This is a genomic window from Dyadobacter beijingensis DSM 21582 (assembly GCF_000382205.1).
Lineage (GTDB): Bacteria > Bacteroidota > Bacteroidia > Cytophagales > Spirosomataceae > Dyadobacter > Dyadobacter beijingensis.
Genome location: NZ_KB907786.1, coordinates 1,679,509 through 1,690,098, shown reverse-complemented (window position 1 = coordinate 1,690,098; position 10,590 = coordinate 1,679,509). Strand labels below are relative to the sequence as shown.

General features: G+C 48.1%; 10 protein-coding genes and 1 pseudogene. 5 read left to right on the top strand and 6 right to left on the bottom strand.

Annotated features, from left to right (window positions below; genetic code table 11):
- Positions 1 to 640, bottom strand: a pseudogene (locus H144_RS34820) (transposase); the annotation flags it as partial.
- 94 nt (positions 641 to 734) lie between these two features.
- On the opposite strand from H144_RS34820, the gene H144_RS0107065 reads away from it, so the two are divergent.
- The 4 genes from H144_RS0107065 (at position 735) to H144_RS0107050 (ending at position 3,807) form a co-directional block, all read left to right on the top strand.
- Positions 735 to 1,262 (top strand): hypothetical protein, encoded by a 528-nt coding sequence (locus H144_RS0107065; protein ID WP_157504498.1) that lies wholly within the window; start codon positions 735 to 737, stop codon positions 1,260 to 1,262.
- 177 nt (positions 1,263 to 1,439) lie between these two features.
- A complete protein-coding gene (locus H144_RS0107060; protein ID WP_157504495.1) occupies positions 1,440 to 1,853 on the top strand; it encodes a helix-turn-helix domain-containing protein in 414 nt (137 codons plus the stop codon).
- 57 nt (positions 1,854 to 1,910) lie between these two features.
- Positions 1,911 to 2,606 carry a serine hydrolase domain-containing protein gene (locus H144_RS0107055; protein ID WP_026350480.1) on the top strand — a complete coding sequence of 232 codons (696 nt, stop codon included), beginning with the start codon at positions 1,911 to 1,913 and terminating at the stop codon, positions 2,604 to 2,606.
- Entirely contained in the window at positions 2,557 to 3,807 is a 1,251-nt protein-coding gene (locus H144_RS0107050) for a serine hydrolase domain-containing protein (RefSeq protein WP_169409375.1), read from the top strand. The genes H144_RS0107055 and H144_RS0107050 overlap by 50 nt, the downstream gene beginning before the upstream one ends.
- A 396-nt stretch (positions 3,808 to 4,203) precedes the next feature.
- Here the strand turns inward: H144_RS0107050 and mobC are convergent, their stop codons facing one another.
- Genes mobC through H144_RS0107030 form a run of 3 tightly spaced genes read right to left on the bottom strand, consistent with a single transcriptional unit; the run spans position 4,204 to position 7,863 of the window.
- A complete protein-coding gene (gene mobC / locus H144_RS0107040) occupies positions 4,204 to 6,195 on the bottom strand; it encodes a conjugal transfer protein MobC (RefSeq protein ID WP_019941348.1) in 1,992 nt (663 codons plus the stop codon).
- Positions 6,196 to 6,220: 25 nt separating this feature from the next.
- The gene (locus tag H144_RS0107035) at positions 6,221 to 7,486 is read right to left on the bottom strand and encodes a relaxase/mobilization nuclease domain-containing protein (RefSeq protein WP_019941347.1); all 1,266 of its coding nucleotides are present in this window, start codon (positions 7,484 to 7,486) and stop codon (positions 6,221 to 6,223) included.
- On the bottom strand, positions 7,474 to 7,863 hold the full coding sequence (locus tag H144_RS0107030; RefSeq protein WP_019941346.1) for a plasmid mobilization protein: 390 nt from the start codon (positions 7,861 to 7,863) through the stop codon (positions 7,474 to 7,476). Before H144_RS0107030 ends, H144_RS0107035 begins: the two co-directional genes overlap by 13 nt.
- A 366-nt stretch (positions 7,864 to 8,229) precedes the next feature.
- Here H144_RS0107030 and H144_RS0107025 point away from each other — a divergent pair, with 366 nt between their 5' ends.
- A complete protein-coding gene (locus tag H144_RS0107025) occupies positions 8,230 to 8,514 on the top strand; it encodes a hypothetical protein (RefSeq protein WP_019941345.1) in 285 nt (94 codons plus the stop codon).
- Positions 8,515 to 8,600: 86 nt separating this feature from the next.
- Here H144_RS0107025 and H144_RS0107020 read toward each other — a convergent pair whose 3' ends face one another.
- Together H144_RS0107020 and H144_RS0107015 are read right to left on the bottom strand one after the other, a co-directional pair.
- Positions 8,601 to 9,071: a JAB domain-containing protein gene (locus H144_RS0107020; RefSeq protein WP_026350478.1), complete on the bottom strand. Its 471-nt coding sequence runs from the start codon at positions 9,069 to 9,071 to the stop codon at positions 8,601 to 8,603.
- Positions 9,072 to 9,430: 359 nt separating this feature from the next.
- Positions 9,431 to 10,498 carry a DUF932 domain-containing protein gene (locus H144_RS0107015; RefSeq protein WP_019941343.1) on the bottom strand — a complete coding sequence of 356 codons (1,068 nt, stop codon included), beginning with the start codon at positions 10,496 to 10,498 and terminating at the stop codon, positions 9,431 to 9,433.
- Positions 10,499 to 10,590 lie beyond the last annotated feature (92 nt).

The window sequence follows — 10,590 nt, the reverse complement described above, 5'->3', positions numbered from 1 at the left end:
TCCACACCTTATTTATTCCTTGAGTGTCCAGACGTTCCAATCGGTGCTCTGCGCTTCGGCTTCTTCTTGGCCTCTTAGTTCGCAAATTCAGCCCGCAGGTCTTATAAATGCGGTAAACACGTTTATGATTGTCACTAAACCCTTCTCTTTTCAACAGCACAAAAATGCGTCTGAACCCATATCGAACCCTCGTATTTGCGATTTCTTTCATGCGCATCATTAGCAATGTATCGTCACGACGGTGCGATTTGTAGTAATACATTGCCCGAACCAATTTCACACACCGGCATGCTCTTTGGATTGAGACGCGATAATTCGAAATAAGCCAATTGGCCATTTCCTTTTTGTAAGGAGGCCTCACAGCTTTTTTTTAATAACATCCTGAAGCATTTGCTTGTCCAGGCTCAGATCTGCGACAAGCTTTTTCAACTGGGCGTTTTCCTCCTCCAACTGACGCAGCTTTCGCAGTTCGGCAACGCCCATGCCGCCGTACTTTTTCTTCCAGTTGAAAAAAGTGGCCTGGGAAACCCCTAATTGACGGCATATCTCCTCGACACGTGTGCCGGTCTCCGATTGTCTAAGCGCAAAAGCGATGGCACCGGCCACCCGGCTGCGCTTCCGTAAATTTCGACTTTTTCATAGTGACAAATTACAATTTTGACCTGTTTTTGCCACCGAAAATCTCTAGTTTTCAGCTGTCTCGTTTGCTGGGGGGAGGTCATGACCCCTGCAAATTGGAAAATCCTATTCTAGTTGGCCTAACATGTGGAGCTGCTTTTCTGCTGGCCTTTCTGCTGATCAATCCGCCTGACGGCAGAAACCTTTTGGCTAATCGCTGGTTGGCTGTCTTTGTTGCCGCATATGGATGTGCCATGTTGGAAATATTTCTGCATGTTGCCGGGTTCGCTGCCCTATTTCGAACACTGGCGGATTTTTCGGAGGTAACCCGCTTTATCGCGCCACCGGCCCTATACCTGAGTATTTCCAGTTTCGTGGATCCTGACCGATGCGTCCGTCGAAAAGATTTTTTGCATTTAACGCCGTTTGCTTTTTTTCTTGTCTTAATGGCCCCTCATATGCTAAGCGGGCAAAATATCCAGATCGCCTCAAGCGCGTTGGCAAATGTTCTCTTCGGCTTTTTCCGCATGACCCTTCCCGTTCAAACAGTTGTTTACTGGGTATTGAGCTATCGCAAATTGCGCTGTCATCAGCAGAATATCAGGAAAATTGTCTCTTCGGTGGACCAGGTAAACCTGGACTAGCTGGAAAAATTTTTATGGGTGCTTGCAGCGGTGATCCTGCTTTGGCTAAACCTGGCTTTTTTCGAGATCGATGCGATTAGACAGCTTACCCCAGTACTCTATCTGTTGGCGGTCTATTTTCTTTCATACTACTCCGTTCGGCAGCAGGAGGTCTATCCGTTTCCACGAACCGAACGAATGCAGATACGGGAACTGGTGGCAGAGAACCCTGCACGCCCACGAAGGCAAAAACGGGTAGATGATCAGGATTTACGTGTGCTTAAGGCAAGGCTCGAATTGCTGATGGATACCGGAAAGCCTTATCTTAACGCGGAATTGTCGCTTCCCGTGCTGGCCGGACAAATGCACTTGTCTGTGCATGAGCTATCTTATGTGATCAATGAGGCCTATCAGGAGAATTTCTTCTCATTTGTCAACCGATACCGGATCGATCAGGCCAAGCGCCTGTTGCTATCGGACGCATTCGATAAATTGAATGTACTGGGCGTCGCTTACGAATCAGGGTTCAATTCCAAAACAACCTTCAATACCGCTTTCAAAAAATCGACGGGCATGGCACCAAGTGCATTCGCAAAATCAGTCAATGGGTGAGCATTGGCTGTAAAAAGTTGGTCATTTGTATAAATCCGAACGCATGAAACACCCTGAATGGCCATTTTTGGATTAAAAATCCCAAAGGCTATGTTTTCTACAAAAGCATTATTTATTTCCCTTTTTATTGTAAGCCTCCTTGAACAATCTGTGTACGGTCAAAATTCCGCTACACCTTCGACTGTTGCGGCGCTGCTGACCGAGCTTGAATCAGAAATGAACAAACAGCATGTCGCCGGAATCATGCTATCGATTGTCACAAAAGATTCAGTGCTATACAGCGGCAGCCTTGGCTATGCGGATCTTTATCGCAAGGAACGTCTGACATCACATCATTTGTTCAGGCAGGCTTCCATCACTAAACTTTTTGTCGCACTTGGCGTGATAAACCTGGTAAAGAATGGCAAACTATCCCTGGAAACCCATTTAAAAGACATTGCTCCTGAGATTCCTTTCTATAATCCATGGGAACTGGCACATCCAGTAACTATTGAACAGCTTTTGGAACATAGTACAGGCTTTGCCGACAAATCGCCTTTTGAAGAATATAATTTCTCGGGAAAGAGGTTGACGGGCCTTGAAAGTATCTTGATATTTCAAAAAATGATGTCCAGTCGCTGGAAGCCGGGTGAGCGGCATGCATATTCCGGCGTGAATTACGCCATTCTGGGCTATGTAGTTGAAAAAATTATCCGGACAGCCATTGGAGAAGTACCTCACGCAAAATGTTTTTTTGCCATTGGGAATGCGTAACGCGAATTTGGCGTTGGGCGGGGACGGTCAGGGAGCCTATGCATCGGGTTACGTTTGGGAAGGAAACCACTTTCAATTGGTTCCTCACCAGCCGCAGTTCGCCGCAGCATATGGGTCATTAAATGCATCAGCCGACGATTTCACAAGTGCATTGCGCGCCTACTTAGGGGATTGGCAGACTGATTCCGGGCGGTTTCTCTCGCGAGACTGGCTGCTACGATCCGAGACGCCGCACACTTACCTGGCCGCAAAGGCTGGACTTACAGGCACCTATGCTTATGGAAATGAGGGTTACGAATTGGAAGGGCGGCAATTCAGAGGGCACAGGGGTGCAATAGGAGGTTTCCTCTCCGCATTTCTTTATAACCGTAAGGATGGCGTTGGATACAGTTTTTGCATCAATACCCACAACGAATCCTTTTACCGGTTTGCCGATGCACGTATTCGGGCTTTTTTGACTAAAACATTAAGCAAAGTTGAGACGAAAATGACTTACCCTGTTTCCGAGGCTGCCACCAAGCCTTTTGTAGGTTATTACCGGCTCAATAATCCTGGCCAGCTTTACACCGGATTTCTGGAAAGGCTGCAAAACACATTCAGACTGGATACAGCTGATGGGGGAATTAGGGTTGGTCTGCTTTTAGGCCCGGTGATGCAATGGCAGCAGACTGATAGCAAACGACTATTATTGAAAAACGCCTGGATGAAGTGGCCCCACGTCGCGCTGACCTTCGATGAGGGCGGTGCGCCAGTCGTCCTGGACGGTGGGCTATTTTTCGAAAAAATTTCAGTCTACGAGGCTTGGCTATCATTAATCGCACTAATTGCGAGCTTCCTGCTTTTGATGAGTAGCGTTGTTTTTGGACTGATTTCTTCCATTCTGTATTTTAAAAGGAAGTGGCCATTACCACTTTTAATCCTTCGGCTGATGCCTACATTATGCACCATTTGTTTTTTGCTTATTCTATCTTCCGGGATGCAATTGTTGGAGCTAATGCGAACAGCTTCTCCCACCGAAAATGCTTTTGCTATCTGGAATATGGGTAAATGGGCCTATCTGTTGACCGGCCTATCTTTCATCGTGCTCCTGGCAGCAAAATGGAAGTGGCTGTGTTCTCATGTCCTGAAAGCATACCTGTCGGTTTTAGCGCTGGGGATACTGTATTTTGGCGTAGTTTTTATTGTCAATAATTGGTATTAAGAGGGTGATAAAATAAACATAATAGTAAGCTTTAAATTGGTCATTAAGTAATAATGCTAGGCAAATTGAAAGCGTTGAAGCCGCTATTGATGTCTGTAGGTGGTTGCCTACAGACATACCTTGTTTAGGGGGTAAGATCATCTACCGATTTCTCCTAATTCTCTTATTCATCCTGCTCAGCCTCTGCACTCGTCCCCGCTCCAAAAACAAATTCCCCAAGACCAAGCCCCTCTGTTAACAAAGCGCCAAAAACTAATCCACCCAGAGCCCACCCCGCCGTGTCAGAAATATCATCAAGATCACCTTCACACTGATCTTGGCACCGTTTTAGAGCGGTCATTTGAAAGCTTTCCCTGACTTAGGTCAATGCGGAACTGGGCTCAAAAAGGACGTCAGTCATTTTTTCTTCGAAACCAATAGGTGCTTCAGTGCCGGATCCTGCTTGATATTGGCAATCTCGGTTTCAATGATCTCGCGCACATCGTCCTTAATTTGCTCGAACACCTTTTTGATCATCTGGCTGTTAACCCGCCTCACAACAGGGATGGGTTTGTATGCCGCCGATTCCCGAGCCAAGGCCTTATCGTCGTTTAATATCCGGTTGTGAAACGCTTTCAAGTCAATGTGCTGATCAGGGTTGTCTGCAACAAGACCCACAAATTCACCCGAGCTCATAGATGAAATCTTGGAGGCTGGAATGGCTAGATCCAATTGGATCGATCTGCTGATCGAGGTATCGGAGCGGTTGAGCGAAAGTGCCGTTCGGTCCTGCTGGATTTTACCAAACCGCTCTGAAAGGTGCTTTGCGGTGTCGCCAGAGACCTGACCACTGATCACGTTTCCCGTGATGTTCACAATGACTTCGGCCAGCTCCTTCCCGTAATCTTTACGAAGTTGGGATGCATCCTGAACGCCAAGTGTCGTAGCTACTTTGTTAGACCGAGCCGTAGCAATCAAGCCGTCGATATTGTTGAGAAAAATAGTCGGAAACTCGTCGAAAATCAGGCTGCTTTTGAGCTTGCCTTTCATATTCACCTGTTTGATCAGCCTTGTTGCATAAAGTGAAATCACAGCGCCGTAGACCTGAATTTTTTGGGGATTATTGCCGATGCATAAAATCTTGGGCGCATCCGGGTTGTTGATGTCCAGGGTCAAATCATTGCCCGAAAGTACATAATAAAGTTGCGGCGAAGACAGTCTGGCCAATGCGATCTTGGCCGAAGCGATCTGTCCTTCGAGCTGCTCCATGGCATTATTCAGGTAGGCGCTAATAAAGGGATTAACCAGTACCTCGATTTCCTTTTCGATTCTAAGGATCGTAAAGAGCTCATCATAATTCATTTGCATCAGCTCAATCACGTGGGGCAAAGTACAGAACTCTCCATCCTGGTACCGGCGAAGAAACCAGATGGCCGCGGTAAGAAAGTTAATCGAGGATTCGACAAAAAAGTCGCCCTGTTTCTTTATCCACTCCCGGTTCAGCCCAAGCAAAATCGTACGGGCAGACTCTGCCGCATCAGTGATGTCGAGCATGGTAGAAGGTTCCAGCGGATTGCACCTGGCGCTACGGTCGAGATCGTCAAAATTGATGGTATAGAACCGCGGCAACACTTTGAAAGCTCGTTGATTGGCTAAAAAACTGTTGTAGGCAATCAGTGAAAGATCGTCAAATTTGAAGTCATACACAAACATCGAGAACCCCTTCCGGATATGCTGTGTTATGATGTGCTGGATCACGAAGTAGCTTTTTCCCGAGCCGGGTGAACCCAAAACAAGCACTCCGCGAAATGGGTTAATCAAGTTGATCCAGCTTTTCCGCCGCTTGCCTTTCAGGATATATTCAGCGGGCAGATTGATCGAAAACTCATTTTCCAACAGACGCTCCTCTTGCGGAAAGGTCTCGTTTTCCCGGTTAAAAATATCGCCGCCAAGTTTCACTTTGATCACCCGAGATAATAATATCCCGCCGGAGAGAATGAGCGAAAATCCAATCAGCGTCAGGCCAATGTAAAGACCGGCGATCAGCTTTATAGGACCAGATACTCCCAGAATCAACACTGGTAGCCAGTAGACCCAGAGACCGATTAGGGCTAAATAAATACCTGACCTGCTTTTTAGTTTCTGATGTTTTTTGCCTTTGGTGCCTACTAGGGAAACCAGAAGCAGGCATAGGGCAATCGCCTTGGATTTATATGGCGCACACAACAGACCGGTCCTTGCAATATTGTCCAGGATCCGGTCGGCGAACCCGTTTACAAAGCCTGCGATCTGGAACAACCCGTAGCAATAATAGTAGAAATGGATCAGCAAAATTGCCAAGGACAGAAGGCGCGTCATATCCGAGATGCGCGCCAGAGCTTGCGGGTTTTCTGCGGTTTGGATGCTCATAAGCTTATGATTTTGATTTGATAAATTACCTTCCTCGCTTACGACGTGGCTTTCTAAGCTGCCATGGCACGCCCTGCTCGCCGGTTTCAGGATTGAATAGGGAAGCGAGTAAGTTGTCTGCCTCATCCTTCCCCTCTGGTGCAGTACCGCTGAGAGTTGGGAGGCTAAATTGACCACCAATTGTTGGTGTTCCCAGTGCAGCAGACTGGTGCTGCATCCTTTGCCGACTATCCATGATTTGGGATGCAAGCGCCTGTTGAACCGCTTTGGCACTATAAGCTTTTCCCAGATCACTTCCGTTAAAGACTACCTTAGTCCGGTGGTCGACATAGGTAAGCCCATAGGTCAAACCGGTCTTGCTCGTGCGCAGAACAAGCGCTACTCCTTCTGATTTTAGCGTCTCTTGAAGGGCAGGCAGATCACCGAAATTAGCGGAAGAAACAGCCTTGTCAATCGTATTCTTCAAGCGTACTGCATGCTTTTCCCGGGTAATTTTGCCTGCAAGAAAACGGCTTTGCAATGATTTTAATGTTGGTTTAAAATGAAAATCACTGGCTTTGATGGGCACACCAACGCTTTGTCCGTTGCCGTCCAAAACACGGAACAACAAGCCTGCGCCCTGTCTGACCCTGGATCCTTCTGCTCCTGGATCGGCATAGATATTGTACTGCGCGAGAACTGCATTGAGCTCAGCGAGCGATGCATAATGGTAGTCTTTGATCACAGTTTGCAATACGTTGCCTATGGCTTGCTTTGTCTCTGCCCGGCCGTATTGCAAGGGTGAAAGTACGGCAGGTTTAAGCTCAAAAACCTGTCGTTTGTGGTCTTCGGCTCGAACCAAAGAGAATTCGCTCTCGATCTCTTTGCGTGCAGCTTCCGAGCGGGTTTTGCCTATATTATGCAGGTTGATAGCTTTTCCATCGGCACGGATATTCGTTGTCAGAATGTGCACGTGCTGATGACCTGCATCGCGATGCTCGTAGAGCAGATAGGGCTGCGATGCGAAGCCGATCTTATCCAGGTACACGCCTGTAATCTGTTTGAGTGATGCCCTGTCAAGCTTGTCTTCAGCCGCAAAATTTAGCGAGATATGCAGCGTATTGACCTTGGTCCGGGTATTGAGGTCCATCAATTTTTTTAGCCGTGAGAACTTATCCCGGTAGCTCAAATCTCCCGCCTCCTTCACATAATAACCGGCGTCGATACACTCGGCAACACCGCGTTTGACCTTATTTTCGTTGTAGTTGAGCGCCTCTCTGAGAGACGAGCCACTGTGAATCACTGCGACCATTGCTCAGCCAAATCAGCAATTACAAGTCCGGCTTGTTCTACCTGAGACAGCAGTTGTCTGCGGTCTAATTCATAGGCAACCAGCCAGTGCTCAAAGTCTTTGATCCGCGAGACGGCATACAGTTTTTTGACCGCCTGATTATAGTTTGCCCCTAGGCGCGAGAGCTCGGTACGGAGCCCTGCGAGCTGCTCGATGAGCCCGTCCTGGGACGCGTTTCGGGTAGCGACCAGAACTGGTTTGCCGAGCAATTTCTTCCTTGCAAAGTCACTCAGATACCTTTCTGCGCTTCCCTTGAAAAGCTTGTTGAGCTCAGCCAATTCCTGACTTGATAGCCTGATATGAAGCCATTTTCCTCGAATTCCTTTCCCCTCTTCCATGTCCACACGTTTATTTATTTCAAAAATCTCACTCTGCAAAAGACCACGAGTTCCGAGTGGGCCGGCCCTGCGCCAGCAGCCAGAACCAAATGAAGCGCTGCGGCCGCGCCGCGTGATACATTTGTACATCTGGCCAACCACGGAAACACAGGTGGTTGGGCCGCCCCAAAAACGGGGGCGCCCCACCCTATCATTTAATTTCACTTGACAACTTGCGATAGGGCCTTAGCCAAATTGGGCTAAGGATGTGATACGAAAATAGGGTAAGCCTACCGAACATACATGACCCTTTCGATTTTCGAATGGGTGAATTTGGTCCAGACAGGATTCATTTGCTTTCGATTCTTAACAAAAACCAGAAAAACCATGGAGAACAAGATCGAGATTAATGTCCTTTTTGAAACATTGCTTTCAAGCCCGGGAATGAACGAACAGGTCAAGCTTGATATGAAGTTGACAAGAAAAGCTATCCTTGCACTAGCGGCCGGGTTGCAGACCGGTATTGCAGGAGCGAAGCAGACCCCGTCCTCACTTCTTTTCTTTTCCGGGGAGGCAGTGACCGCAGACTTGGCAGAGTTTACAGAAAACATACTCTCGAAAGCCGGGTTGACCGATGTGAATCAGAAGCTACAGCTGCTTACAACTACCTAGGCAAGCTCACCGAGAAACAGCAAGGCCGAAATGGGAAAGGCTGCCGGAGCAACTCCGGCAGCCTTTTTCGAAGTATGTGAATGCTTCTAAAGATCGCCTCCCTGCACGAAGGAATAGAAGGATCTGTTAGTGATAATTAAATGATCCAAAACGTTGATTTGAAAAAGAGCTGCCGCCTCGCATATCCGACGGGTTGCGCTGCGATCTGCGTCAGACGGATAAAGCTGCCCCGACGGATGGTTATGTGCAAGGACCAGCCCTGATGCGTTTGCCTTCAAAGCGGCAGCAAAAATGAGACGAATATCCACCGATGTAGCGCTGACACCTCCTTGCGAAACCTGGTATTCCCCCAAAACAAAATTTCGCTGATTTAGCAGCAGGATTTTGAATTCTTCGATGAAGCCCAGTCTTCCCGGGTTCGAGTTTTTGAGAAGGAGCTCATGGGCGTCAGCAGCTTGTGTTATTTTTGGACGCTCGGTTACGTTAAAGCCTGTTTTGTAAATCAGGTCAATTTCCGCTACCTGAAAAGTCTCTGTAAATTTTGCTGCCGTTTCCATAATCATCTGGTTTAAGTGAATTATGGTGCAGCACCTGCCGGGAAAGCGATAAGTCGCACGAAGCAACGGAATAAATGCCGGCACGTAGGACCGGTGTTTTATGCCGGAATTTCGTGCGACTTCCAGCGCATACCCGGCTAACTTGGCTCCTGAATGAGCGGCCATTTTTTGATCGCTGCCTTTTGAAACTCTGAATTTATTATACTCCCAATCAAAATGCCCGTCGCGGCGGCTTGTTGTATTTAATAAGCCTAACCGATTCCGCCGCGACACCGCTTATCGCCGCCCCGCAGGGCGGCCGCGGTTTTTTCGCGAGCACAAAAAGCCCCCCTCAGGTCGGAAACCTGAGGGAGGCTTTTTTAATTGGCTCCGAATATTTCCGGCCCGTGGGTAGCAAATTGATCGCAAAGCTCAAAGGCTGCCTTACCTCGCTGGGCTGCACTCCCTCCGAAAAGAATCGATTTGGCCTTGTGTTCTGCGGTGTTGTAATACCTGACGTTTTGAAAGTAGCCGGTCACTGCGTTATAGGCTCCGAATACCGTACCCGCTGTCGTAGGAAGGTTTTGCTCATGGCTGGCCATGGCATAGCTGTAAACGCGGTCGACCAGATTATTGAATTGCGTGGACAGAAGATCAAAACGGGCATCCTGAATTTTTCCAAGTGTCTCCTTTCCTGGCGCCATAGCCATTTGGATCAGGCGGCGAAGCTGGTTGTCTGTGATTCGGACTTTCGCCCATTTGTTAAAAACGGCCTCGGTCTGAAGGGAAATCCTGGAAGCCATCCCCATCAGCTTATGGGCAGATGCGAGCCGCTCTTTTGCGCTCGCGGTGTGTCTGATACGGACAGCAGAGGATAGGCTCCCCACTGCCGCATTGAGCGTATTCTGGCAAACCACTCTGACTGGGGTAAATGCAACGGTAATGCTACCGGAACCATCGTGCGAATTGGTTAGAAAAAGGTACTGTTCAATCTCATCATCCTTGCCGACAATAATCTTATCATCGATTTTGGCGGTGATAAATATACGTTCTCCGTTTCCAAGGCCGCCCACGGTTTCGTAACGAATGCCTTTACCGTCAGCTATGCTGTCAAAAAATGTGAACGCGTCGCGGTTCTGTACAACCCGGTAGTCCGAGCCGACCACGCCGAGCACCTGGCCGGTATCGGTACGCTGAGTAGCGAAATATCCCGGGACAGTTGATTTCCCGGGCGCGTAGATCGTCACACGATCCCCGCTATCGGGTGTAATTCCTGTGGTGAAAAGAGGGGATTTTATCACATCGTAGTCAAGACCTGCATAGGAAATCGCGTCGCTGCTTGACACGCAGCTGTCCACGATTTGTCCCAGCCCGTGCCAGGCTTTCTCTTTGACCGAGAAAAAAGAATGTTTGCCTGTAATTTCGTTGAAATGAATGTTGTGAGCCATGAGCTTAAACGGTTTAGATTATGAGATTGAACCCGTTTCTTTCGCCCCCGCTTTTCCCAAATCTGACTGCCGAAAACCGACAGTGTTTTGAC

Excerpts from the sequence above, each read along its gene's own strand:
- H144_RS0107060 (WP_157504495.1), top strand. The coding sequence starts at position 1,440 with ATGCAGATACGGGAACTGGTGGCAGAGAACCCTGCACGCCCACGAAGG.
- H144_RS0107055 (WP_026350480.1), top strand. The coding sequence starts at position 1,911 with ATGGCCATTTTTGGATTAAAAATCCCAAAGGCTATGTTTTCTACAAAA.
- mobC (WP_019941348.1), bottom strand. The coding sequence starts at position 6,195 with ATGAGCATCCAAACCGCAGAAAACCCGCAAGCTCTGGCGCGCATCTCG.
- H144_RS0107035 (WP_019941347.1), bottom strand. The coding sequence starts at position 7,486 with ATGGTCGCAGTGATTCACAGTGGCTCGTCTCTCAGAGAGGCGCTCAAC.
- H144_RS0107030 (WP_019941346.1), bottom strand. The coding sequence starts at position 7,863 with ATGGAAGAGGGGAAAGGAATTCGAGGAAAATGGCTTCATATCAGGCTA.
- H144_RS0107025 (WP_019941345.1), top strand. The coding sequence starts at position 8,230 with ATGGAGAACAAGATCGAGATTAATGTCCTTTTTGAAACATTGCTTTCA.
- H144_RS0107020 (WP_026350478.1), bottom strand. The coding sequence starts at position 9,071 with ATGGAAACGGCAGCAAAATTTACAGAGACTTTTCAGGTAGCGGAAATT.
- H144_RS0107015 (WP_019941343.1), bottom strand. The coding sequence starts at position 10,498 with ATGGCTCACAACATTCATTTCAACGAAATTACAGGCAAACATTCTTTT.